This is a genomic window from Mycolicibacterium parafortuitum, from assembly GCF_010725485.1.
Taxonomy (GTDB): domain Bacteria; phylum Actinomycetota; class Actinomycetes; order Mycobacteriales; family Mycobacteriaceae; genus Mycobacterium.
The window spans coordinates 2,013,023-2,036,463 of record NZ_AP022598.1 but is presented as its reverse complement, the minus strand read 5'-3'; the positions used below and the strand labels follow the sequence as shown (position 1 = coordinate 2,036,463).

21 protein-coding genes are annotated in these 23,441 nt (G+C 69.3%); 11 read left to right on the top strand and 10 right to left on the bottom strand.

The annotated features are described in order from the left end of the window. Positions 1 to 2 precede the first annotated feature (2 nt). From catC to NTM_RS09650, 4 genes are read right to left on the bottom strand one after another with little or no spacing between them, the layout of a single operon-like run. The gene (catC, locus tag NTM_RS09665; protein WP_163766171.1) at positions 3 to 287 is read right to left on the bottom strand and encodes a muconolactone Delta-isomerase; all 285 of its coding nucleotides are present in this window, start codon (positions 285 to 287) and stop codon (positions 3 to 5) included. Between the two features lie 7 nt (positions 288 to 294). Next, a complete protein-coding gene (gene catA, locus NTM_RS09660; RefSeq protein WP_163766170.1) occupies positions 295 to 1,161 on the bottom strand; it encodes a catechol 1,2-dioxygenase in 867 nt (288 codons plus the stop codon). Next, positions 1,158 to 2,282, bottom strand: a complete 1,125-nt coding sequence (locus tag NTM_RS09655; RefSeq protein ID WP_163766169.1) for a mandelate racemase/muconate lactonizing enzyme family protein — start codon at positions 2,280 to 2,282, stop codon at positions 1,158 to 1,160. Before NTM_RS09655 ends, catA begins: the two co-directional genes overlap by 4 nt. Next, a complete protein-coding gene (locus NTM_RS09650; protein WP_163766168.1) occupies positions 2,279 to 3,190 on the bottom strand; it encodes a LysR substrate-binding domain-containing protein in 912 nt (303 codons plus the stop codon). Before NTM_RS09650 ends, NTM_RS09655 begins: the two co-directional genes overlap by 4 nt. A 252-nt stretch (positions 3,191 to 3,442) precedes the next feature. Between NTM_RS09650 and benA the strand changes: the two genes are divergently transcribed. From benA to NTM_RS09630, 4 genes are read left to right on the top strand one after another with little or no spacing between them, the layout of a single operon-like run. Further along, complete coding sequence (benA, locus tag NTM_RS09645) at positions 3,443 to 4,843, top strand: benzoate 1,2-dioxygenase large subunit (protein WP_163766167.1); 1,401 nt, start codon at positions 3,443 to 3,445, stop codon at positions 4,841 to 4,843. Position 4,844: 1 nt separating this feature from the next. Beyond that, on the top strand, positions 4,845 to 5,369 hold the full coding sequence (gene benB / locus NTM_RS09640; protein ID WP_104862644.1) for a benzoate 1,2-dioxygenase small subunit: 525 nt from the start codon (positions 4,845 to 4,847) through the stop codon (positions 5,367 to 5,369). Further along, a complete protein-coding gene (benC, locus tag NTM_RS09635; protein WP_170311972.1) occupies positions 5,344 to 8,028 on the top strand; it encodes a benzoate 1,2-dioxygenase electron transfer component BenC in 2,685 nt (894 codons plus the stop codon). Before benB ends, benC begins: the two co-directional genes overlap by 26 nt. Positions 8,029 to 8,074: 46 nt before the next feature. Beyond that, entirely contained in the window at positions 8,075 to 10,702 is a 2,628-nt protein-coding gene (locus NTM_RS09630; protein WP_163769434.1) for a helix-turn-helix transcriptional regulator, read from the top strand. Here NTM_RS09630 and NTM_RS09625 read toward each other — a convergent pair. Genes NTM_RS09625 through NTM_RS09610 form a run of 4 tightly spaced genes read right to left on the bottom strand, consistent with a single transcriptional unit; the run spans position 10,648 to position 14,106 of the window. Further along, on the bottom strand, positions 10,648 to 11,334 hold the full coding sequence (locus tag NTM_RS09625) for a 3-oxoacid CoA-transferase subunit B (RefSeq protein ID WP_163766165.1): 687 nt from the start codon (positions 11,332 to 11,334) through the stop codon (positions 10,648 to 10,650). The genes NTM_RS09630 and NTM_RS09625 overlap by 55 nt on opposite strands. Continuing rightward, positions 11,331 to 12,116: a CoA transferase subunit A gene (locus tag NTM_RS09620; RefSeq protein WP_163766164.1), complete on the bottom strand. Its 786-nt coding sequence runs from the start codon at positions 12,114 to 12,116 to the stop codon at positions 11,331 to 11,333. The genes NTM_RS09625 and NTM_RS09620 overlap by 4 nt, the downstream gene beginning before the upstream one ends. Further along, on the bottom strand, positions 12,113 to 12,883 hold the full coding sequence (gene pcaD, locus NTM_RS09615) for a 3-oxoadipate enol-lactonase (RefSeq protein WP_104862648.1): 771 nt from the start codon (positions 12,881 to 12,883) through the stop codon (positions 12,113 to 12,115). Before pcaD ends, NTM_RS09620 begins: the two co-directional genes overlap by 4 nt. Continuing rightward, a complete protein-coding gene (locus NTM_RS09610) occupies positions 12,880 to 14,106 on the bottom strand; it encodes an acetyl-CoA C-acetyltransferase (protein ID WP_163766163.1) in 1,227 nt (408 codons plus the stop codon). The genes pcaD and NTM_RS09610 overlap by 4 nt, the downstream gene beginning before the upstream one ends. Positions 14,107 to 14,175: 69 nt before the next feature. On the opposite strand from NTM_RS09610, the gene NTM_RS09605 reads away from it, so the two are divergent. The 5 genes from NTM_RS09605 to NTM_RS09585 all read left to right on the top strand — a co-directional run bounded on the left by NTM_RS09605 (position 14,176) and on the right by NTM_RS09585 (position 19,867). Beyond that, positions 14,176 to 15,060 carry a LysR substrate-binding domain-containing protein gene (locus tag NTM_RS09605; RefSeq protein WP_163766162.1) on the top strand — a complete coding sequence of 295 codons (885 nt, stop codon included), beginning with the start codon at positions 14,176 to 14,178 and terminating at the stop codon, positions 15,058 to 15,060. Between the two features lie 56 nt (positions 15,061 to 15,116). Continuing rightward, on the top strand, positions 15,117 to 16,769 hold the full coding sequence (locus NTM_RS09600; protein WP_163766161.1) for an N-6 DNA methylase: 1,653 nt from the start codon (positions 15,117 to 15,119) through the stop codon (positions 16,767 to 16,769). Beyond that, positions 16,759 to 17,754 (top strand): hypothetical protein, encoded by a 996-nt coding sequence (locus tag NTM_RS09595; RefSeq protein WP_104862652.1) that lies wholly within the window; start codon positions 16,759 to 16,761, stop codon positions 17,752 to 17,754. Before NTM_RS09600 ends, NTM_RS09595 begins: the two co-directional genes overlap by 11 nt. A gap of 201 nt (positions 17,755 to 17,955) precedes the next feature. Then, positions 17,956 to 18,903 (top strand): hypothetical protein, encoded by a 948-nt coding sequence (locus NTM_RS09590; RefSeq protein ID WP_232079670.1) that lies wholly within the window; start codon positions 17,956 to 17,958, stop codon positions 18,901 to 18,903. 52 nt (positions 18,904 to 18,955) lie between these two features. Next, positions 18,956 to 19,867 (top strand): phosphatase PAP2 family protein, encoded by a 912-nt coding sequence (locus tag NTM_RS09585; protein WP_163766160.1) that lies wholly within the window; start codon positions 18,956 to 18,958, stop codon positions 19,865 to 19,867. Positions 19,868 to 19,875: 8 nt separating this feature from the next. Here the strand turns inward: NTM_RS09585 and NTM_RS28995 are convergent, their stop codons facing one another. Together NTM_RS28995 and NTM_RS09580 are read right to left on the bottom strand one after the other, a co-directional pair. Continuing rightward, the gene (locus NTM_RS28995; protein ID WP_272955227.1) at positions 19,876 to 20,004 is read right to left on the bottom strand and encodes a hypothetical protein; all 129 of its coding nucleotides are present in this window, start codon (positions 20,002 to 20,004) and stop codon (positions 19,876 to 19,878) included. 10 nt (positions 20,005 to 20,014) lie between these two features. Further along, positions 20,015 to 21,001, bottom strand: coding sequence for an LLM class F420-dependent oxidoreductase (locus NTM_RS09580; protein WP_163766159.1), 987 nt, complete (start codon positions 20,999 to 21,001; stop codon positions 20,015 to 20,017). Between the two features lie 151 nt (positions 21,002 to 21,152). Between NTM_RS09580 and NTM_RS09575 the strand changes: the two genes are divergently transcribed. After that, positions 21,153 to 22,223, top strand: coding sequence for an NAD(P)-dependent alcohol dehydrogenase (locus NTM_RS09575; RefSeq protein WP_163766158.1), 1,071 nt, complete (start codon positions 21,153 to 21,155; stop codon positions 22,221 to 22,223). Positions 22,224 to 22,307: 84 nt separating this feature from the next. Next, the gene (locus tag NTM_RS09570) at positions 22,308 to 23,441 is read left to right on the top strand and encodes a glycerophosphodiester phosphodiesterase family protein (RefSeq protein WP_179963911.1); all 1,134 of its coding nucleotides are present in this window, start codon (positions 22,308 to 22,310) and stop codon (positions 23,439 to 23,441) included.

Here is a 23,441-nt window from a genome sequence, read left to right as displayed (position 1 = left end):
CCCTAGCCCGCCTTCACATCCGACGGATGCACCGCCAGCGGTGTGACGTGGATTTTCATGTACGGGAACAGCGGCAGACCCGAAAGGATCTGGTGCAGTTCGTCATTGGAGTCGACGTCGAAGATGGAGTAGTTCGCGTACTCGCCGACGATGCGCCAGATTTGGGGCCACTTGCCGTCGCGCTGCAGCTGCTGGGAGTACTCCTTCTCCCGGTGCACAGTCTGCGCCCGCACCTGCGGATCCATGTCCGGTGGGATCGCGACATCCATGCGTACGTGGAAGAGCATCAGCCGATCACGCCTTCACCGGGTCGAGGACGAAGTTGTAGCTGACCCGGTGGGTGCCGTCGGCCTGCTCGCGCGGCTGGAGGATCAGTTCGTCCTTGACCGCACCGGCGATGTCGTCGTCGTTGTGCGGATCACCGGGAAAGTAGAGCTGCGCGGTCAGTAGTTCATGGCCGGGCGCGGAGACCTTCACGTGCAGGTGCGCGGGACGCCACGCATGCCAGCCGGCCGCGGCGATGAGCTTGCCGCAGGATCCGTCGGTCGGGATCTGATAGGGCGCGGGACGGATCGTGGTGATCTCGAATGCGCCGTCGGCGCCGGTGCTGAAGGATCCCCGCAGATTCCACTCGGGCAGGTTCGGGGCGAACTGCGAGTAGAAGCCGTCGGCGTCGGCGTGCCAGAGTTCGACCTTGCCCGGCAGCGGCGTTCCGTCGGTGCTGGTGATGACGCCGTCCCACACCAGCGGGGTGCCCTGCTCTCCGTCGCGCATCGGAATGGTGCCGCAGGCACCGCATTCGGGTGAGTTCGGCACGTAGTAGGGGCCCTCGATGGTGCCCTTGTTGCCTTGGCGGTGGTCGGTCGCGACGTCTTCGACGACGTGCTCGACCCAGACGTCGAGGAACAGCGGCCATTCCCCGTCGGCGCCGACGTTGATCAGCCACGCCTTGAGGGCGTTGTACTCGTCATAGGTGACGCGGTGGCGGCGGATGGTGTCGTGCACCGCCGAGAGCACTTCGCGGGCAAGCAGATCGACCCGCTCGGCCGGGGTGTCACGCACCGCGTCAAACGGCGACTTGTCGGTCTGGAAGCGTTCGGTGGCCGAGGCGCCGGAGGCTGCGGCCGATGCGGTGTCGATCGGGCTCTCGATGGTGGTCATGGCTGGTCCTTCTGGTTCTGGTGATCGGTGCGGTAGTGGTCGAGCTTGTCCGGGTCGATCTCGATTCCGAGGCCGGGTCCCGGAGGTACGTGGAGAAGTCCGTCGCGAATACGCAACGGGGTGGCGAGCAGGTCGTCGGACATGTCCAGGAAGTTCGACAGCTCCCCGGCCCGCCTCGACGTCAGCTCGAACGCGGCGCCGAACGCCACCGCGCAGGCGGTGCCGAGTTGGCCGTCGATCTGATTGCCCATCACGATTTCCAGGCCGAGCCCCTCGGCGAGGTGGTGGACGCGCTGGGATCCGGTGAAGCCGGTGCGGGCGGTCTTGATGCTGATCGCGGTGGCCGATCCGCCGAGCACCTCGCGGGTCACGTCGGCGGGAGTCGGCACGGATTCGTCGGCGATGAACGGGATGTCGGTGTGCTCGACCAGCCATCGCCGGCCCAGTACGTCGTCGGCGGGACACAACTCCTCGGCGAAGATCAGGTCGAGGTCGGCCATTTCCTTGAGCGCGCGCAGCGATTCCGACGCCGTCCAGCCGCGGTTGCCGTCGACGTAGAGGTCCACGGTGTCGCCGAAGTGCTCCCGCAGCGCGCGGACCACCGCGGTGTCCAGCGTGACGGGCCTGCGCCCCACCTTCACCTTGAACGTCGAGATCCCGTACTCGGCCTGGATCCGTTCGGCCTCGGCCACCATCTTGTCGGGGGTGTCGAAGCCGAGCATGTGACTGACGCGCATGTGGTCGCCGTAGCCGCCGAGCATCGCGCTGACCGACAGGTCGAGGCTGCGTCCCAGCGCATCCCAGATCGCCATGTCCACAGCGGCTTTCGCGGTTGGGTTGCCGACGGTGCGCGCGAGCCGAGAGGCCACCACTTCCCGTTCGGTCAGTGTCAGGCCGACGATCTGCGGGGCGAATATCTGCCGGATCACCGCGAGGATGCCGTCCTGGGTCTCGCCGTAGGTGAAGGGCCGCGGTGGCGCCTCGGCCACACCCACGACACCTTCGTCGGTGTGCACCCGCACCAGCACGTGCTCGGCGGCGTGCACCTCTCCGGAGGCGAACTTCAGCGGCTTGCTGTACGGAATCGCGAACGGGATCGCCTCGACGGCAGTGATTTTCACGGTTGCTCCTGAAAGGCGGAATGGTCCAGTGGGGTCAGTGCCCCGGTGAGCACGGCGACGACCGCGTCGACCACCGGGTTGTCGGCGCCGTCGCGCCAGGCCAGCGCCAGGTCGACGGTTCCGCCGTCGACGAGATCCCGGAACACGACGCCGTGCAACGGCAGTGCGCGGACCGACGCCGGGACGACGGACACGCCGAGGCCGGCGGCGACGAGGGCGAGCAGCACAGCGGTCCCCGGGGCACTGTGCTCGCGGTGCGGCACGAAGCCGGCCGTGCGGCAGCTGCGCGTCACCGCGTCGTTGACGGCGGAATCCTGCGCGGAATAGCCGATGAACGGCTCGCTGCGCAGATCGGCCAGCGACACCACCGGTTCGGCGGCCAGTCGGTGGTCGGCCGACAGCGCGAGGATCAACGGCTCCGCGTCGACGGTGCGGGTTGTCACGTCGCCACCGACCGCCGGAGGGCGCAGCACACCGAGGTCGAGCGCGCCGGTGCGCAGCCCCTCGCACTGGGCCGGCGTCAGCAGGTCGGCGTGGATGTCGAGTGCGACGGCCGGCAGCTCCTGCCGGACGATGCGGGCGATCCTCGGCAGGTGCGAGAACGCCGCGGTGCCGGTCAGGCCGAGCCGCAGCAGACCGCTGCGTCCGGCGGCGATGCGGCGCACCCCTCGCTGCGCCGCATCGACACCGTCGAGGATCCGCGTGGCCTCCGCCCGGAGGAACTCCCCTGCCGGGGTCAACGCCACGTGCCGTGTGGTCCGGGTGAACAGGGTCGCGTCCACCGAGTTCTCGAGCTGCCGGATGGCGTAGGACAGCGCGGGCTGCGCGATGTGCAGCTGTTCGGCTGCCTGCCCGAAATGGCAGGTGTCGGCCACAGCCAGGAAGTAGCGCAGGTGACGCAGTTCCATCGGTGACTCCTTGCTCTCCCGGCGGCCGGGCGGTGTGGTCGGGGTCCTCTGACGGTCGCTGTGTGACCGTCGACACCCTCGACGGTAGACCCGCGATCCATACATGACAAAGACCTGATTTGGCGCTTTTAAGCGAATTCATCTATCAATCGACGTCCAGGCCAGGACTAGCAATAGCCCTAGTGTGACGGCTGCCACTCGCTGTCAGTGTGCAGGTAGACATCACTTTTCCGGACTCGCGGAGGCCCCCTGATGGCGCAGACCACGACATCGACAACCACGACATCGACAACCACGGCATCGACCGAACCCAGGACACACGTGGCGGCGGTCCTCGCCGACGCGGTCATCGACGACCCGGAGGCCGGCGTGTTCCGGGCCAACCGGCGCATCTTCACCGACGAGGAGATCTTCGAACTCGAGATGAAACACATCTTCGAGGGCAACTGGGTCTACCTGGCCCACGAGAGCCAGGTCGCCAATCCGGGCGACTACTTCACCACCTACATCGGCCGTCAGCCCGTGGTGATCACCCGCTCCAAGGACGGCAGCCTGAACTGTCTGATCAACGCGTGCGCGCACCGCGGCGCGATGATCTGCCGGCGCAAGACCGACAACCGCATGACGCTGACGTGCCCGTTCCACGGCTGGACGTTCCGCAACGACGGCGCGCTGCTGAAGGTGAAGGACCCCGACGGCGCCGGGTACCCGGACGCGTTCAACGTGGGCGGCTCGCACAACATGACCCGCGTCGCCCGCTTCGAGAGCTACCGCGGCTTCCTGTTCGGCAGCCTCAACGCCGACGTGGTCGGCCTGACCGAGCATCTCGGCGACGCGACCAAGGTCATCGACATGCTCGTCGACCAGTCCCCCGACGGCCTGGAGGTGCTGCGCGGATCCTCCACCTACACCTACGACGGCAACTGGAAAGTCCAGGCGGAGAACGGTGCCGACGGATACCACGTCACCGCGACACACTGGAACTATGCGGCGACCACCAGCCGCCGCGGCACCGGCGAGTCCAAGAACGAGACCAAGGCCCTCGACGCCGGCGGGTGGGGCAAGTCCGGCGGCGGGTACTGGTCGTTCCCGCACGGCCACCTGTGCCTGTGGACGTGGGCGGCCAACCCGCAGGACCGGCCGCTGTGGGACAAGCTCGACGACCTCAAGGCCACCCATGGCGACGCCAAGGGCGAATTCATGGTCAAGGGGTCGCGCAACCTGTGCATCTACCCGAATGTTTATGTGATGGACCAATTCTCGACCCAGATCCGGCACTTCCGCCCGATCGCGCCGGACCGGACCGAGGTGACCATCTACTGCATCGCACCCAAGGGTGAGAGCGCACAGGCCCGCGCCAACCGGATCCGGCAGTACGAGGACTTCTTCAACGCCTCCGGCATGGCCACCCCGGACGACCTCGAGGAGTTCCGGTCCTGCCAACTCACCTTCCGCGCCGAGGCGGCACCGTGGAACGACATGAGCCGCGGCGCCCAGCACTGGCTCGACGGCCCCGACGACGTCGCGCGCTCCCTCGGGCTCGACAACGTGATCTCCTCCGGCGTCAAGAACGAAGACGAAGGTCTCTACCCGGTGCAGCACGGCTACTGGCTGCAAACGATGCGCGCCGCGGCGCAGAAGGATGTTCACTGACATGACCACCACCGAAAATGCCGTCACCACCGGAACACTCATCACCCAGAACGCGATCGAGCAGTTCTTGTATCGCGAGGCCCGGTATCTGGACGACCGCGAATTCGAGAAGTGGCTGGACTGCTACGCCGACGACGTCGTCTACTGGATGCCGGCCTGGACCGACGACGACCGGCTCGTCGAGGATCCCCAACGCGACATCTCGCTGATCTACTACTCGAACAAGGGTGGCCTGGAGGACCGCGTGTTCCGGATCCGCACCGAACGGTCGTCGGCGACCTCACTGCCGGAACCGCGCACCAGCCACAACATCTCGAACGTGGAGGTCATCGAGCGCCGAGGCGACGTCGTGGACGTGCGATTCAACTGGCACACCATGTACTTCCGCTACAAGACCATCGATCCGTACTACGGCACCTCCTTCTACACCATCGACTTCGGCGGTGAGCAGCCGTTGATCCGCCGCAAGACCGTGGTGCTCAAGAACGACTACATCCACCATGTGGTGGACGTCTACCACTTCTGAGGTGAGCACAGTGACCGAAACATATTCGGTGGCCTTGTCTTTCGAAGACGGCGTCACGCGATTCATCAACTGCCGGCCCGATCAGACCGTCGCCGACGCGTCCTACCGGCAGCGCATCAACATCCCGCTGGACTGCCGCGACGGCGCCTGCGGAACCTGTAAGGCGCTGTGCGAGAGCGGGAAATACGACGTCGGCACCTACATCGACGACGCGCTGGCGCCCGACGAGGCGGCCGCCGGCTTCGTGCTGCCGTGCAGCATGAAGCCGCGCTCGGATCTGGTCCTGCAGATCGCGGCCACCTCGGATTCGGCGAAGACCCAGGCCGCCACCTACCAGGGCACCCTGACGCTGCTGGAGCGGCTCTCCCCGACCACCGTCAAGATCGGCATCGAGATCCCCAACCGCGGTGAACTCGCCTTCCTGCCCGGTCAGTACGTCAACATCGCCGTCCCGGGCACTGACCAGACCCGTTCGTACTCGTTCTCCAACGCCCCGCACGAGGAACTGCTGACGTTCCTGGTCAAGCTGGTTCCCGGCGGCGCGATGTCGGACTACCTGACCCACCGCGCACAGGTCGGGGACGCGCTGTCGTTCACCGGCCCGAACGGATCGTTCTTCCTGCGGGAGGCGCAACGTCCGGTACTGCTGTTGGCCGGTGGCACGGGCCTGGCGCCGATCCTGGCGATGCTGCGGGCGATGCGGGCCGCGGGCAGCACCCGCGCGACCCACCTGATCTACGGTGTCAGCTCGGACGACGACCTGACCGCCGTCGACGAGATCGAGGAGATCGGGGCGCAGCTCCCGGCTTTCACGTGGGACTTCTGCGTGTCCGATCCGGCGAGCTCGGCGCCCAACCGGGGTCCTGACCGCCCCTACGTCACCGACCTGATCGCCCCCGAACACCTCCACGGAGGTGACCTGGCCATCTATCTGTGCGGACCGCCGCCGATGGTCGAGTCGGTGCGTACCCACCTGAACACCGCGGGCGTGGAGCCCACCGGCTTCTACTACGAGAAGTTCGGGCTCGCCAAGGCCGCGGCCTCCGCGCAGAAACCCGCACCGGCCTCCGGTTCCGCCCGCCTCGCCGCGGAGGTCTTGCTCCCGGTCCCCGACGCCCGCGCGGTGGCCGGACAGGTCGTATTGGCTCGCGCCGACCTGGCACCGGTGGCCGCGCGCACCGTCGTCACGGACGACGACGCGATCCGGCGGGTCGCGGGACAGGTCATGGTGGCGGCCGGCGGTGACGCGGCCTGCCCCCTCGACGGTGACGACGGCCTGCTGCTGCCCACCGGTGCACGTGGCATCGCCGGGCAGACCCTCTTCGATCCGGTCACCGCGCCGGCACACGCACCGCAGACCGTCGACACCGCGACCGTGGTCAGCCACGACGGATATCAGATCGGCGAGGAGCATCCCGAGGTCCGCGAGTCCGACGCGATCTTCGAGGCCAGGTCCGCGCTGGAGCTCGGGGCGCTGGAGCTGACGATGGGACGCCTCTCGAGTGCCCAGCTGGCCGGATACCGGCTGCTGGCCGAGTCGACACTGCCTTATGTCGACGGGGACCATTTCGTCGACGCCGAGCAGTACACCGAGACCAACGCGGCGTTCCACGACTACCTGTTCACGCTCACCCGCAACGACCACCTGCTGCAGGCGTATCAGGCGCTGGGGGTCAAGGGCCGGATGACCGAGGTGCTGCGCCACGCGACGTGGTGCCATCCCCGGTGCGCGCAGGACCACGTCGACATCGTCGCCGCGTTCGAGGCCGGCGACCGCGAGGCGGCCCGCGCTCTCATCACCGCACATGCCGAGCGGTCCAAGCAGACCATGCGACGCGCGATGGCCGACACCGCGGACGCGACGGCACCGGCGTTCGTGACCCCGGGCCGGTTCGCCGGCAAGGTCGTGCTGGTGACCGGCGCGGCGCAGGGCATCGGTGAGCGCACCGCCCGCCGCATCCACGCCGAGGGCGGGGTGCTGGTGCTCGCCGACCGGTCTGAGCTGGTCAAGGAACTCGCCGACGAGCTGGCCGCACGGTCACCCGCGGTGGCCGTGACCGCGGATCTCGAACACCACGAAGGTGCCGAATCTCTGGTGCAACAGGCCCTTTCGGCCTTCGGCCGGATCGACGTGTTGATCAACAACGTGGGCGGGGCCATCAACTTCAAACCGTTCACCGAGTTCACCCCCGCCGAGGTGCGCGCCGAGATCGACCGGTCGTTGATGACCACCCTGTTCTCATGTCATGCGGCGCTGCCCGCGATGGTGTCGCGGGGGCGCGGCGTGATCGTCAACGTCTCCTCGGCGGCCACCAGGGGTATTCACCGCATCCCGTACTCGGCGGCCAAGGGCGGTATCAACGCGATCACGGCGTCGCTGGCGATGGAGTACGCCGACGCGGGGATCAGGGTCGTCGCGACCGCACCCGGCGGTACCGCCGCGCCGCCCAGGCGGATCTCGCGCGGCACCCCGAAGCCGCGCAACGACACCGAGCAGGCGTGGTTCGACGCGCACATCACCCAGACGCTGGACTCCTCGCTGATGAAGCGGTACGGGACGCTCGACGAGCAGGCGGCGGCGATCTGCTTCCTGGCCTCCGATGAGGCGGCGTACATCACCGGGACCGTGTTGCCCGTCGCCGGTGGCGATCTGGGCTGATCGGCGGGGACGCGGCGGCCACCGCCCCTACGATGGGTGGGTGCCCATGGCGCCTGTCACGTTCGTCGGTCGCGCCGCCGATCTGGAGGAGTTGATTCGGCGTACGACGGCCACGGCGGCCGGCGGTGCGTCCGTCGTCACCGTCCGCGGCGCGGCGGGGATCGGCAAGACCGCTCTGCTGCGGCGCACGGCCGCGCAGGTCCCGGCCGTCCGGTGGGCCACCGCCGTCCCGTGGGAGAGCACCCTCGACGGCGCGGTGCTGTCCCAGCTGCTCACCGGCCCGACGCCGACCGACGCGGCCGGAGCGGCCGGGGAATTGGCGCGTACGCTGTCGGCCGAGGAGCCGACACTACTCGTCATCGACGATGCACAGTACGCGGACACGCTTTCCCTGCAAGCCCTTTCGACCTTGATCCGGCATCACCGCACGCTGCCCGTCCTGATCGCGTTGGTGACCGACGGACGTCCCCTCTGCATACCGGGGCTCGGCGGCGATGAGCTCGTGGTGGCCGGGCTGAGCACCCGCGAGGTGGCCGAACTCGCCTCGGCGCGCGGGCACGTGTTGCCCGCGTCGACCGCGGAGTTGCTCACCCGCCACACCGGGGGCCACCCCGGACATCTGCGCGCGCTGCTCGACGAACTGCCCGCTCAGACATGGAGCAGGCTGGATGCCCGTCTGCCGGCGCCGCGCGAGGTTGTCGTGCAGGCCGAACAGGATCTCGCCGCCGCAGGCCCGGACGGGCGTGCGCTGACGGTGGCGCTGGCCGTCCTCGGCGACGGAGCGACGTTGTCGGAGGCCGTGAAGCTGGCCGGCATCGACGATCCGCTGGCTGCCGTGGCGGCGGCGACCGGCGCCGGCCTCCTGGCACCCGGTGATCCGCTGGATCCCGCACTGCGCGATCCGCTCACGGCGGCAGCGGTCCTCGATGTGCACGGTGTCCGGGCCACCGCCGAGCTGCACCGCCGCGCCGCCGAGGTTGTCACCGATCCTGTTGCGCGGCTTCGCCATCGCGTCGCCGCCACCCCGGTGCCCGACGAGGCGCTGGCCGATGAGGTGGACGCACTGGCGCGGTCCTCGGGGACCGACGGTGAGTGGAGTCGTGCCGCGACGCTGTTCCGCGACGCCGCGCGACTCACCTCCGATCCGCTACGCCGCGACGAACGGCTCACGCGGGCGGTCGACGCGCTGGTCGCCGCCGGAGACTGCGTCGGGGCGGCGGCGATGATTCCCGCGGTGGAGAACCTGCGCGAAACACCGCTGCGCAACGCCACACTGGCGTATCTGGCGATCCTGCGGGGGCGTGCCACCGAGGCGGAGGTACGGCTGCGCCGCGCCTGGGACATCGTCCACATCGACCGTGACACCGACACCGCGGCGTTCATCGCCCAGCGTTACGTCCTGCACGCGCTGGTGCACTGTCAGGGTGAGCAGTTGGTGGCGTGGGCCGACCGCGCGCTGGCGCTTGCCGACCGCGACTCCCCCGCGGGTATCGAGGCTGCCGCGATCCGCGGGCTGGGCCTGCTGGCCTCGGGACAGCCCCGCCGCGCCGCCGCCGAGTACGACGACCTGCACGAGCGTGTTCGTCACGGCGCCCAGGCGCAGCGCGTCGTGATGGGACGCGGGTGGGTGCAGCTGATGCGCGACGATGTCGAGGGAGCCCGCTCCAGCCTCGAGAGTGCGGTTGCCGCCGCGGGTCTCGGAGGATCGACCCGTATCACACTCTGGTCGCATGCGTGGCTGGCACGCACGCAGTTCAGCCTCGGGGAATGGGATGCGGCACTGCTCAACGTCGAGCACGGCCGCCGGCTCGCCGAGGCCAGCGGAATCGTGCTGGCCACCCCGCTGCTGGAGTGGACCGCCGGGCAGATCGCCGCGCTACGCGGTGACTGGGCGGCCGCGGAAGCCGCCGCGCGCGCCGCGGCCCACGGTGGCGAGTACGCGATGATGCGCATCCCCGCGCTGCTGCTGCGCGCCCAGATCGCGGAGGCACAGGCCGATTACGCGGCGGTCCGCCGGATCCTGGAACCGCTCACGACGCTGGCCCCCGGCACCTCGCTGCAGGAACCCGGGTACTGGCCGTGGGTCGACGTTCTGGCCAACGCGATGGTGCTGACCGGCGACCTGGCCGGGGCCGAGAACTTCCTGCGCCCGCACGCTCAGCGAGCCCGGAGTCGGGGGCACCGCAGCGCGCAGGCCCGGCTCGGGTGGGTTCGCGGCCGCCTTCTCGGTGCGCAGGGCGATATCGCCGCCGCCCGTGAGGCTTTCGAGCAGTCCCTGGCCCTGCTGGACGGGCTGCCGTTGCGCTACGAGACGGCACGGGTCGATTTCGCCTACGGGCAGACCCTGCGCCGGGCGGGTAAGCGGCGCGAAGCCGACACGGTCATCAGCGCCGCGCGCGAGCTCTACGACGGCCTCGGCGCAGGCACCTACGTGGCGCGCTGCGACCGGGAGCTCAAAGCCGGTGGGCTGCACCAGAGCCGCGAGTCCCGCCACGCCGTCGAACTCACCCCACAGGAGGAGGCGGTCTCGACGCTGGTGTCGCGCGGGCTCTCCAATCGCGAGGTCGCGGCCGAACTGTACGTGTCACCGAAGACAGTGCAGTATCACCTGACCCGGATCTACGCCAAGCTGGGCATCCGTTCGCGTTCCGAGCTGGCTGCGCTGAGACGTTGACGGTGGTCGGCCACCGGTGCGCCGGTCTTGGCGGCCACCTCGTCGAGGTCGACGCCGGGGGCGAGCTCGACGACACCGAACTCGGTGCCGGTGACGTCGAACACGCCGAGGTCGGTGATCACCCGCTGCACGACCGCCTTTCCGGTCAGCGGCAGGTCGCACTCCGAGACAAGTTTGGCGTCACCGTTTTTCGCGACGTGGTCCATCAACACGATCACCTTGGCGGCACCGTTGACGAGGTCCATCGCCCCACCCATACCCTTGACCATCGAGCCGGGCACCATCCAGTTCGCCAGATCACCGTTGACCGCGACCTGCATCCCGCCGAGCACCGCGACGTCGACGTGCCCGCCGCGGATCATCGCGAAGCTGGTTGCCGAGTCGAAGAACGACGCGCCCGGCAGCACGGACACGGTCTGCTTACCGGCGTTGACCAGGTCCGGGTCGACCTCGTCGTCGTACGGGAACGGTCCGACGCCCAGGATGCCGTTCTCGGCGTGCAACGTGACATCGGAGCCTTCGGGCAGGTGGTCGGGGATCAGCGTCGGCAGTCCGATCCCCAGGTTGACGTAGTCGCCGTCGCGCAGTTCCCGCGCTGCGCGGGCGGCCATCTCGGTACGCGTCCAGCTCATGCCAGTGCCTCCTGCGGGGTCCGCGGTCGGGTGGTGCGCTTCTCAATGCCCTTGCGGGCCGCCTGTTCCGGGCTGAGCTCGACGATGCGCTGCACGAAGATGCCGGGCAGGTGGATCTCGTCGGGGTGTAGTTCACCGACCTCGACGACACGCTCGGCCTCCACCACCGTGACCCGGCCGGCCATCGCCGCGGGCGGGTTGAAATTGCGTGCCGCGGCGTGGAATACGCAGTTTCCGGCCCGGTCGGCGACGGCGGCGCGCACCAGCGCGTAGTCGGTGACGATCGATTCCTCCAGCAGCATCCGGCGCCCACGGAAGGAGCGGACCTCCTTGGGCGGCGAGGCCAGCGCGACACTGCCGTCGGGGTGGTAACGCCACGGCAGGCCGCCGTCGGCGACCAGCGTGCCGACCCCGGTCGGGGTGAAGAACGCCCCGATGCCGCTGCCGCCGGCGCGCAACCGCTCGGCCAGCGTCCCCTGCGGGGTGAGCTCCACGGTGAGCTCACCGGACAGATACTGGCGGGCGAACTCCTTGTTCTCCCCGACGTAGGACGCGATGACCCGGGTGATGCGGTGTGCCTCCAGCAGCAGCCCCAGACCGCCGCCGTCGACGCCGCAGTTGTTGCTGACGATGGTCAGGTCGTCGGCGCCCTGCTCCATGAGCGCCTCGATCAAAAACCACGGGATACCGGCCAGACCGAAGCCGCCTACCGCGAGACTCGATCCGGACGGGATGTCGTCGACGGCCTCGCGTGCCGTGGCGACCACTTTGTCGAGGGTCATGACTGCTCCAGGTGTTCGATGATGGCGGCGGTGATCTGCTCGGGTTGTTCGGCGTTGGCCAGATGTGCCGCCCCGTCGACGACCATCAGCGACGCACCGGGGACGCCGGCGACTATGTGCTCAAGTTTCGCCGGCGGGGTCGCGGGGTCGTCGGCGCCGGCGATGGCCAGCGTCGGCGCGGTGATCGTCGAGAGTTGTTCGCGCAGATCGAGTTCGGCGATCGCCTCACAGCACGAGGCGTAACCTTCGGCCGGCGTTGCCGCGATCATGGCCATCCATTCGGCGCGTTCGGCCGGGTGGGTCTCCAGGTAGCTCAGCGTGAACCACCGGGCGATCACGGCGGGCGCGACGGCTTCGGCGCCGCCGGCACGCACCGCCGCTGCGCGATCCATCCAGGCCTGCGCGGGTGCGAGTTCGGCGGCGGTGCACAGCAGCACCATCCGGTCGACCCGGTCGGGGTTGCGTGCGGCCACCCGCATCGCGGTCATCCCGCCCAGGGACAGTCCGATCAGGTGGGCGCGCTCGATGCCGCGGCGGTCGAGGATCCCGATCAGGTCGTCGGCGAGGTCGTCGATCGAGTACGGGCCGCCGGGCACCGGCGAACCGCCATGGCCGCGGGTGTCGTAGCGCAGCACCCGGAACCGGCTTTCCAGCGCGTCCGCCTGGGGTTCCCACATCCGGTGGGTGGCGCCCAGCGAGTTGGACAGCACCACCGGGGGCCCGTGCGGCACGCCACTTTCCACCACGTGCACGTCGGCGGCGCTCATCGCGTCACCTCGAACCGCGTCGCTTCGAACACCGCGGCCAGACCCTGTCCCCCGCCGATGCACATCGTCTCCAGCACGTAGCGGGCGCCGCGCCGACGCGCCTCGTAGGCGGCGGTGGCGAGAATCCTGGCGCCGGTGGCGCCGATGGGGTGGCCCAGCGAGATGCCGGAGCCGTTCGGGTTGAGGCGGTCGTCGAGCGGGTCGACCTTCCATTCGGCGAGTACGGCCAGCACCTGCGCGGCGAACGCCTCGTTGAGCTCGATGAGGTCGATCTCGTCGAGGGTCAGCCCGGCACGTTCCAGTGCCGCGGCGGTGGCGGCGACCGGACCGAGGCCCATGGTCTCGGGCGCACAGCCGGTGACCGCCGAGGACCGCAGTGTCAACAACGGCTCCCAGGACCGCTTTTCGGCTTCGGCGCGGGTGGTGACGACACACATCGCCGCGCCGTCGTTCTGGCCTGACGCGTTGCCCGCGGTGACGGTCGCGGCGCAGTCGTGGCGCGACCGGACAGCGCGCAGTTGTGCGAGCTTCTCGACGGTGAGGTCGGCGCGGGGGTGTTCGTCGCGCTCGACGATGGTGTCCGCACGTCCCCGTGCGCCGGGGACGGTGACCGGGACGAGTTCGTCGGCGAAGTGGCCGTTGTCGTGCGCGGCCACCGCGCGCCGGTGCGAACGCGCCGCGAGCTCGTCCTGCTCCTGGCGGGTGATCTCGTACTGGGCCCGCAGGTTCTCGGCGGTCTCGATCATGCCCCCGGCGATGGGATGACTTGTACCGCCCGCGGTTTCGCGTGCTCGATCGAGGCGGTCCCGCAGTGCGATCCCACCCTGGCGCACACCGTTGCGCAGGCCGAGTGCGTAGTGCTCGACGTTGGACATCGACTCCGCGCCTCCGGCGATCACCGTGCGAGCCGCCCCGGTGGCGACCTGTCCGGCGGCGTACAGCACGGCCTGCAGTCCGGACCCGCAGCGCCGGTCGATCTGCAGACCGGGCACCGCGGTGCCCAGCCCGGAGTCGAGTGCGGCGATCCGCCCGAGTGCGGGCGCTTCCCCGTTGGCGTAGCCGTTGCCGAGGATCACGTCGTCGACGTCGCCCTCGCGCAGACCTGTGCGGTCGATCAGTGCGCGCAGCGTGACGGTGGCCAGATCGGCGGCGGTCAGGGGCGCGAGCGCACCTCCCATGCGACCGACCGGCGTCCGTACCGGATTGCAGATGACGACGTCCATGCCTCGACGGTAGGCCGGTGCGGACATATTCTGAAATACATAAATAGCGCACATTGATATGCAGGAGATATGGAACTACGCCACCTACGGTACTTCCGCGCGGTTGCCGAGGAACTGCACTTCGGGCGCGCGGCGCAGCGGCTGCTGATCGCGCAGCCGCCCCTGTCCCAGCAGATCCGTCAGCTGGAGCGCGAGGTCGGTGTGACCCTGTTTCTGCGGTCCACCCGCAGCGTCGAGCTCACCGAGGCGGGGCGGGCGTTCCTGGATCGCACCGTCCGCATCCTCGACGCCGTCGACGACGCGGTCGACCAGGCACGCCGGATCGGCTCGGGCACCGAGGGCCGTCTGGTGGTGGGTTGTGTCGGCTCGGCCACGTATTCGCTGCTGCCCCGACTGGTCCGGGAGCTGCGGGCCGCCCTGCCGGCCGTGGACCTGCGGGTGCGCGGCGAGATGCTGGCATCGGCACAGCTGGCGGCGTTGCACGCCAAGGACATCGACCTCGCGTTGATGCGTCCACCCGTCGACGACCCGGCGCTGACGGCGGTGCCGCTGCGCCGCGACCGGCTGCTCGTCGCGCTTCCGGCGGGCCATCGCTGCGCCGGGCAGGATGAGGTGGCACTGGCCGAGCTGCGGGACGACGACTTCATCGGTCATGCCGGCGGTGGGCGGTCCCGGATGAGCGCGCTGCTGGCGGGTCTGTGCGCCGACGCCGGTTTCCGGCCGCGCATCCGCGACGAGGTCGACGAGACCTCGACGCTGGTCACCCTGGTGGCCGCCGGGCTGGGGGTCGCGCTCGTCCCGGAGCCGACCGCGGCACTGGAGATCGGCGGGGTGACCTACCGGCCGCTGGCCGCCGAAGCCGGCGCCACCATCGAGCTGCTTGCGGCCTATGTGACCGCCGACGCGTCCCCGCTGACGGCACGGGTGGTCGACATCCTGCGTACGACCGTCTGAACCGCACGTCGGCGGGGCACCGCGGGCCTGTCGGTGCGCTGCGGCACGATATCGGCATGCTTCCCGGCGACCCGAAGGACGACGCCGCGCTGCGCAAGGCGCGCGGCGCGTTCTTCACGCCGGCACCGGTGGCGCGTTTCCTCGCCGACTGGGCGGTCCGCGATCCCGCCCACGCCGTGCTGGAACCGTCCTGCGGGGAGGCGGTGTTCCTGCACGAGATCGGGCGCCGCGGCGGCCACGTCGGCCGCCTGGTCGGTGTCGAGATCCACGCCGACTCCGCCGCCGCATCCGAGCACAGCCTGCGCGAGGTCGGCATCGACGCCACCATCCATGCTCGGGACTTTTTCTCCCACAACGAGTTCGGCGCCTATGACGCGGTGGTCGGAAACCCGCCGTACGTGCGCTACCAGGACTTCGCAGGGGAATCACGGGCCCGTGCCCGCGAAGCCGCGCTACGCGCCGGTGTGACGTTGTCCAACCTCGCGTCCTCGTGGGCGGCGTTCACCGTGCACTCGGCGCTGCACCTCAAACCCGGGGGCCGGCTCGGGCTGGTGCTGCCCGCCGAACTGCTCAGCGTGAACTACGCCGCCGGGGTGCGGCAGTTCCTGATGGACCACTTCACCTCCGTGGGCCTGGTGCTGTTCGACGAGCGGGTGTTCCCCGGCGTGCTCGAAGAGGTGGTGCTGCTGCTCGCCGACGGCTACCGCACCGACGGCGGTGCCGGCGCGCCACACATGGAGTTGTCGCAGGTGCGCGATGCCGAGGGGTTGGCCCGGCTGACCGCGTCGCGGCGGTGGACCCCACCGGGCAACGGCGCCAAGTGGTCGGCGGGTCTGCTGTCGAGCGCGGGCCTGTCCGCGTTCGACGCCGCGGCCAGAAGCGACGCGTTCACCGTGCTGGAGACGTGGGGCGACACCACGCTCGGCATGGTCACCGGCAGCAACCGGTTCTTCACGCTGTCTCCTGCCAAGGTCGCCGCGCTCGGGCTCACGCCGTCCGACGTGCTCACGTTGTCCCCGCCCGGGTCGCGACATCTGCGCGGCCTCGGCCTGACCGCGGCCACCCTGCGCGCCCTCGGCGATGCCGGCGGGGCGACCCACCTGTTCCGGCCCGCCCACGAGCCGTCGCCGGCGGCGTGGCACTACATCCAGTCGGGTGAGGACCTCGACGTGCACCATGCCTACAAGTGCCGCGTCCGCACACCGTGGTGGCGGGTGCCGTATCTGCGGCCGGCCGACCTGTTCCTGACCTATATGAACGCCGACACCCCTCGGCTGACCACCAACCGGGCCCGGGCACACCACCTGAACTCGGTGCACGGGGTCTACCTGCGTGACGGCCTGCGGACCGACGGCATGAACCTGCTGCCGGTGGCCGCGCTGAACTCGGTGACCCTGCTGGGGGCCGAGACCGTCGGGCGCGCCTATGGTGGCGGGATGCTGAAGATCGAGCCCCGGGAGGCCGACGTGCTGCCGGTCCCCTCACCGGATCTCGTGCGCCGCAACGCCGATGGTCTTCGTCAGGTCCGGCCCGCGGTGGCCGCCCGGCTACGCGAGGGCCGCCTCCTCGCCGCGGTCGAGCTGGTCGACGAGGTGCTGCTGCTCGCGACATCCACTCTGACCGAACGTCAGCTGCGCGCGCTCCGGCGCGACCACAGCGCCTTGACGGCCCGCCGGATCGCCCGCGGAAAAGCCAACGGTGGCAGGTAAACCCAGCGCCAAGGCGCTCGCCTGGCCGTTGTTCGACGCGATCGTCGACCGGTCGGAGTTCAAGACGGTCAACCCGTGGACCGCCGACGGCTCGTTCTGCCCCGACTATGGCGCGCTGCGCAAGCTGCTGGCCGTGCCGATCCTGCTGGGCGCGGAAAGCCGATCCGGGGTGCCCGCGCTGGCGCTGGATGTCTGGGTCGCCTACGAATTGCGCCGCGCCGGTTTGGAACCCGACGCGGTGTGGCCACGTGCCGAAGCTCCTCGGGTCGTCGACCGCGACGTGCTGAACTTCGTCAGATCCATCCCGAAGTCCGCCGGTCGCGACGAGCTGATGGAGCGGCTGCGCACCGGATCCTCGGGCGGGGTGGGCGCCGCGTCGGCGAACATCGCCGGCAAGAACTACTTCAAACAGGTCGACGTGATCATGTCGTCCTGGCAGACCGGCCCGGAGTTGCTGATCTCGACCAAGCGGATGGATTCGTCGTTCGGCAAGAACGCCGCCAATCGTGTCGAGGAGTCCTACGGGGACGCGAAGAACCTCGCACTGCGCCACCCCCTGGCCGCGCTGGGCTTCATGTACTCACTACGCTCGACGGCCTACACCGAGGAGCGGCGGCAGTTCGACTGGATCGTCGACCTGTTGACCAAGCTCGGCCGCGAGGACGACGCCTACGACGCGTGCGCGCTCGTCGTCCCGGAGTGGGAGGGCGACACGCCGCCCGGTCCGGTCCCCGAACCTGACGACGTGATCCTCGAGCTGTTCGAGGTGGAGGTCGACACCGGCGACGACGAGCCGGCGACCACCGACGTCGACGCCCAACTCGCCGCGCTGCCGGAAGTCACGCTGCGCACCGATCTGGTGCCCGACGAACTGAGTCCGGCGCGGTTCTTCGCGGTGATGATGACGATCGTGCTGGACAACTCGAACATCACTCAGCACGAGGAGGCCCGTCGCCGCCGGGGTGCCGCCACGGGCCGCGGCTGATCGCGTTCACCAACTCGCCGATACCTCGCCGCCTTCCGAGGTAATCTACGCCAGCAATCATCGATAATTTGCTGCTACGTCAAAAGGGAGATCCGGATGAGGGTGGGCGTACGGTCTTGTGTCACCGCGGGGGTCGCGGTGATCGGCGCGGGTGCGATCGCGATAAACCCAGTAAATCCGGTCCAGCCGCCGACCGCTCCGGTGACTGCGCAGGCGGTCCGGTTGGCAGCGGTCCCCAGCCCGCTGCAGCTCTACCAGGAGGTCTTTCAGCAGTCGCTGAGCAATGCTTCAGCCGTCGCTCAGCAGTACTTCGCCGACCCGTTCCCGATCACCAGGGCGATTCTGCGGAACCAGGCGTCGGCGGTGGCCGACGCCGTGGCAGCGCTCGACGCCGGTGACTACGACGCGTTCGCCGCGGCGGCCACCGACGTGGTGCTCGAACCGTTCCGCGGCGGCGCCGCCGCGCTCTCCCATCTGGGCGCGCTGCTGAGCCAGCCGTTCGCCGTCGAGGGCTTCTTCCTCATCGCGGTCAGCCCGGTGCTGGCGGGTCTGGTCGCCACCGGCCGCGCTGTCGGCGAGGTGTTCGAGGCGCTCACCAAACTCGACCTGATCGGCGCCGCGTACGCGGTACTCAACATCCCGGGCCGGATCGTCGACGGCGTCCTCAACGGTGTGCAGGGTGCCTCGGTCGGGATCCTGGAGGATCTCCCGGGGCTGCTCAGCCCGCTGTCGGGCGACCTCCCGCCGGGGCCGATCGCCGTCGGCACCAGCCTGGACCAGGACATGGGCGCCGCGATCCCGCCGCGCGAGACCCCTGCGGGCGTCGGCGACGTGCCGGATCCGAACGCCGCGACTCTCACGGTCACCGCGGTCGACCCGGCGGTCGAGGAGACCACCGACGACGCGGACACCGAAGCGGAGGCCGGGGAATCCGACGCCGGGTCCGATGCTGGGTCCGATGCTGAGGCCGATGCTGGGTCCGATTCTGAGGCCGATTCTGAGCCGCGCACCTCCGCCAAGCCGCACCGGATGCGCGGTGCAGCCATCGAAACCCCGTCGGCGTCCGATCAGGACACGGGCAGCGACACCGGCACGGACGACGACGCCGACTCGGGCGACGGCGCCGGCGCTGACAAGGACGCCGCGTAACCCGCACCACCGGGCCGGCACACCCGAGATGGCATGAGAGGATTCTGCTCTCGTGCAGACCGACCTCTCCTACCCCGACGAAACACGGCTCCGCCACGCCCGTCACCGCTGGACGGTCATCGCGATCTGCGCATCGCTGTTCTTCGTCGCGGTGTACCTGCTCGCCGTGCGCACCACGACGGGGCAGGCGATCGAGAACGCCGCGCTCAACGGGGCCGACCAGGTCGGTCCACGGGCGTATCTGGCCGCCAGCAAGGCGCTGAGCACGATCACCTATTCGTCGCTCGCGCTGGCCACCGTGTTGGTCGGGGCGATCGGGCTACTGCGCCGGCAGGTCCACCTCGCGGTGGCCGCGATGGCGGTCATCCTCGGCAGTCAGGCAGTCACGCAGTTCCTCAAATACGTTGTGCTGCAACGCCCAGAACTGCTCAACACCCACCAGTACCTGGAGAACACGCTGCCCAGCGGCCACACCACCGCGGCGATGTCGGTGCTGTTCGCGACGCTGATCGTGATGCCCTACCGCTTCCGCGGCGTCGCGATGTTCTTCGCGCTCACCTGGGCCGTCGGGATCGGCGCCTACACCGTGATCGCCCAGTGGCACCGATTGTCCGACACCCTGGCCGCTGATGCGGTGACGCTGGTCGTCGCCTGTGCCGCATCGCATTTCCTGGCCCGTACCGGCCGCCTGCGGGCGGTGGTGTCACCGGGCGCGGCCCGGTTCACCCTGCGTACCGTGTTCGTCGCTGCGGTCACCGTGGTCGGGACGCTGAGCCTGGCCCTTGGCGGCACCGCGCTGGTGGCCGCCCTGCACCAACCCATCGACGGTGATGTCGAGTGGTCGCTGTTCCTCAGTGCGCAGTGGGTGGCCGCGGCCGGTTCGATCTTCTCGGCGCTGCTGTTCTGGTGGACCTGGCACCGGCTGGAGACCAAACGCCGCGGCGATCCGGTCGCAGCCCGTTAGGCCTCACCTCATGCCGTGGGCTCGTCGGCGTCTTTGTCGACGTCCGGGGTGTCCTTCTCGGGATCCTTCTCGGTGCTGGAGGACTTGGACGCAGCGGAGCCGTCTTCGTCGTCGTAGATACCTTGACCTCGGGTCATCGAAAACCTCTCAGTGGGACGCGGACCGGAGCAGCTCAAGCAGCGGCGATGCTGCCTCGGCGAGGAACCTCTCCTGGGTATCGCCGCCGACCTGGATCAGCGCGATGTCGGTGAAGCCCGCCTCCCAGTATTCGCGCACGGCGTCGACGATCGCATCCAGGTCGGGGCCGCACGGGATGGATTCGGCGACGTCTTCCTTGCGGACGAACTGTGTGGCGCCGTCGAAACCCGCGGTGGTGGGCAGGTCGGAGTTGACCGCCCAACCCCCGGCGAACCAGCGGAACTGGTCGTGTGCGCGGTCGATCGCGGCGTCACGGTCGGGGTCCCAGCAGATCGGGATCTGTCCGATCACCCGCACATCGCCGGGGAGACCGGTGGCCCGCCGCGCCTCGTGCCAGGAGTCGACGATGCTCTTGTCGGGCTGCACGGCGATCAGATGGTCGGCCAGCGGCGCGAACGTCTCGACCGACCTGTCACCGGACACCGCCGCCGCGATGGGCAGCGGCACGTCGGGCACATCCCACAGCCGGGCGGAGTCGACCTCGAAATACTCACCCTTCCAGTCGACCAGGTCGCCGGTCTGCAGCTCGCGGATGATCTGGATGGCCTCCTTGAGCATGTCCTGGCGGCGGGCGACGGTGGGCCAGCCCTTGCCCACCACGTGCTCGTTCAGGTTCTCGCCGCTGCCCACTCCGAGGGTGAACCGGCCGTCGGCGAGGATCTGCAACGTCGCAGCCTTCTGCGCGACGATCGCCGGGTGGTAGCGCAGCGTCGGACAGGTCACATAGGTCATCAACTCGACGCGCTCGGTGGCGTGCGCGACCGCGCCGAGCAACGACCACGCGTAGGGAGCGTGGCCCTGCGAGGCCAGCCACGGGAAGTAGTGGTCACTGGACACCTCGAAGTCGAAACCGACCTGTTCTGCCGATACCGCATAGCGGACAAGGTCTTTCGGTCCGCTCTGCTCGGTCATCAGGGTGTAGCCGAAACGGGTCATGCGGGACGGTTACCCGCGCTCCGGTACCCGAAACCGCCGGCAGTTCGGCGCGGCATTCGACGGCTCGGAACTTCACCGGCGCGATTTCGGAACTGTGCTGCGGGGACGACGCTCCATCCGCGACAATGATCTTGATCCAGAGGAGAAGCCCATGAAAATGCGGGCAGCACGTATGTACGGCTATAAGCAGCCACTGCGTCTCGAAGAGATCGACGTGCCCACCCCCGGTCCGGAGGAGGTACTCGTGCGGGTCGGCGGCGCGGGCATGTGCCGCACCGACTTTCAACTCGTCGACGGCTATTTCGACACCGGTCTGTCGATGGACTTCCCGATCACTCCGGGTCACGAGGTGGCCGGGTGGGTCGACGGGATCGGATCGGCGGTGCCGAAATCGGCGGGGCTGGCCGAAGGCGATCAGGTGGTGGTGTTCGGCAGCTGGGGTGACGGTGCGTGCCGCCAGTGCCACGAGGGCAACGAGCAACTGTGCGCGCACGGGGTGTGGGCCGGGTTCGGCAGGCACGGCGGATACCAGGAGTACATGCCGGTCGACTACCGCTACCTGATCAAGATGCCGGGCCACGGCGGGCTCTCTCCAGAGACCCTGGCGCCACTGACCGACGCCGGTTTGACGCCGTACCGGGGGCTGAAGAAGCTGCGCAACGCCGGTCATCTGGGTCCGGGCCGCACGGTCGCGGTGTCGGGGATCGGCGGTCTGGGCAGCTACGCGGTGCAATACGCGAAGCTGCTCGGCGGCGGCGCCACCGTGGTCGCGTTCGCGCGCAGCGACGAGAAACTCCAGATCGCCGCCGACAACGGCGCCGACCACGTCGTCAACGTCCGTGACAAGGACACCGACACCATCCGCGCCGCGCTCGAATCTGCCACCGGCAGAAGCGAACTGGATGCGGTCATCGAATGCGCGGGCTCCGCGGAGTCGATCCGCCTCGCCTTCTCCCTGCTGGCCGCCGAGGGCGCCGTCGCATCGGTCGGCCTCATCGGCAACCGCGTCGATATCCCGCTGTTTCCTTTGGTGGCACGCGAATACACCTATTACGGCTCATTCTGGGGCAACTACAACGACCTCACCGAGGTGTTGGCGCTGGCGCGGGCCGGTCAGATCACCCATTCGGTCACCCGGGTCCGTTTCGACGACGTCAACGACACCCTCGAGGCGATCGCGCGCGGCGACGTCCTGGGTCGGGCGGTCATCGTCTACGACTAGCCGGCTGCGACAGGCTGTTGACCGGCGACGTCCTCTTGACCGGCGACGTTGTCAATTTCGCCGGTGATCGACAGGATGGTGATCATGACCTACAACGCGGGCGGTTACGGCCCGCCGGGGCCGCCGCCCCCTGGTGCGACGCCCGCGGGTTATCCCCCGCCCGGGTATCCGGGCTACCCCCCGCCCGGATACGGCCCTCCCCCGCCGAACTGGCAACCCTCCGGGCATCCGCCGCCGTACGGCCCGCCGGTGCTCAAGCCCGGAGTGGTGCCGCTGCGCCCGCTGACGCTGTCCGACATCTTCAACGGCGCCGTCGCCTACGTGCGCACCAATCCCAAGGCCACGCTCGGTCTGACGGCGATCGTGGTGATCGCGACGCAGATCATCGCGCTGCTGCTGTCGCTGTGGCCGTTCACCTTCGGCGGGCAGTTCGCCGACGCGTTCGAGACCGACGCCGCGTCGGCCGAGGTCATCGTCAGCTGGATCGCCTCGAGCCTGGCCGGCGCCGTGACCACCACGCTGTCGATGACGGTGCTCAGTGGTCTGTTGACGGTGGTGATCGGCCGCTCGGTGTTCGGGGCGCACATCACCATCGGGGAGGCCTGGCGGAGACTCAAGCCCCGGATCTGGGCGCTGATCGGGTTCACCGCGCTCAAGATGCTGGCGTTCCTGCTGTGGATCGCGCTCGTCGGCCTGATCATCGGCGTCGCCGCGGTGGTGCTCAACGGGGTCGTCGCGGTGGCGGTGGCGATCCCGCTGGTCATCGTCTCGGTGGTGGCCGGAGTGTGGCTGTCGGTGATGCTGACCTTCGCGCCGGTCATCATCGTGCTGGAGCGCCGCGACCTCGTCACGTCGGTCAAGCGCTCGTTCTCACTGATCAAGGCCGACTTCTGGCGGGTGTTCGGGATCTGGCTGCTGGCCTACATCGTCGCGCAGTTCATCGCCACCGCGGTGTCGATTCCGTTCACCCTGGGCGGGCAGTTCGCGGTGACGGTGTCGCCGTCGGACGCGACGTTCGTGCTGTCGCTGGTGTTGCTCGCGATCGGCGGCGCGATCGGCCAGATCATCACCGGCCCGTTCACCGCCGGGGTGGCGGTGCTGCAGTACACCGACCGCCGGATCCGCGCGGAGGCGTTCGATCTGGTGCTGCAGACCGGCGCGTCCGCCGGCCCGTACGCCCCGGCCGAGTCCACCGACGACCTCTGGCTGACCCGCTGA

What these genes read in the sequence shown, in the direction of transcription:
- catC (WP_163766171.1), bottom strand. Translation starts at nt 287, where the DNA reads ATGCTCTTCCACGTACGCATGGATGTCGCGATCCCACCGGACATGGAT.
- catA (WP_163766170.1), bottom strand. Translation starts at nt 1,161, where the DNA reads ATGACCACCATCGAGAGCCCGATCGACACCGCATCGGCCGCAGCCTCC.
- NTM_RS09650 (WP_163766168.1), bottom strand. Translation starts at nt 3,190, where the DNA reads ATGGAACTGCGTCACCTGCGCTACTTCCTGGCTGTGGCCGACACCTGC.
- benA (WP_163766167.1), top strand. Translation starts at nt 3,443, where the DNA reads ATGGCGCAGACCACGACATCGACAACCACGACATCGACAACCACGGCA.
- benB (WP_104862644.1), top strand. Translation starts at nt 4,845, where the DNA reads ATGACCACCACCGAAAATGCCGTCACCACCGGAACACTCATCACCCAG.
- benC (WP_170311972.1), top strand. Translation starts at nt 5,344, where the DNA reads ATGTGGTGGACGTCTACCACTTCTGAGGTGAGCACAGTGACCGAAACA.
- NTM_RS09630 (WP_163769434.1), top strand. Translation starts at nt 8,075, where the DNA reads ATGGCGCCTGTCACGTTCGTCGGTCGCGCCGCCGATCTGGAGGAGTTG.
- NTM_RS09625 (WP_163766165.1), bottom strand. Translation starts at nt 11,334, where the DNA reads ATGAGCTGGACGCGTACCGAGATGGCCGCCCGCGCAGCGCGGGAACTG.
- NTM_RS09620 (WP_163766164.1), bottom strand. Translation starts at nt 12,116, where the DNA reads ATGACCCTCGACAAAGTGGTCGCCACGGCACGCGAGGCCGTCGACGAC.
- pcaD (WP_104862648.1), bottom strand. Translation starts at nt 12,883, where the DNA reads ATGAGCGCCGCCGACGTGCACGTGGTGGAAAGTGGCGTGCCGCACGGG.
- NTM_RS09610 (WP_163766163.1), bottom strand. Translation starts at nt 14,106, where the DNA reads ATGGACGTCGTCATCTGCAATCCGGTACGGACGCCGGTCGGTCGCATG.
- NTM_RS09605 (WP_163766162.1), top strand. Translation starts at nt 14,176, where the DNA reads ATGGAACTACGCCACCTACGGTACTTCCGCGCGGTTGCCGAGGAACTG.
- NTM_RS09600 (WP_163766161.1), top strand. Translation starts at nt 15,117, where the DNA reads ATGCTTCCCGGCGACCCGAAGGACGACGCCGCGCTGCGCAAGGCGCGC.
- NTM_RS28995 (WP_272955227.1), bottom strand. Translation starts at nt 20,004, where the DNA reads ATGACCCGAGGTCAAGGTATCTACGACGACGAAGACGGCTCCGCTGCG.
- NTM_RS09580 (WP_163766159.1), bottom strand. Translation starts at nt 21,001, where the DNA reads ATGACCCGTTTCGGCTACACCCTGATGACCGAGCAGAGCGGACCGAAA.
- NTM_RS09575 (WP_163766158.1), top strand. Translation starts at nt 21,153, where the DNA reads ATGAAAATGCGGGCAGCACGTATGTACGGCTATAAGCAGCCACTGCGT.
- NTM_RS09570 (WP_179963911.1), top strand. Translation starts at nt 22,308, where the DNA reads ATGACCTACAACGCGGGCGGTTACGGCCCGCCGGGGCCGCCGCCCCCT.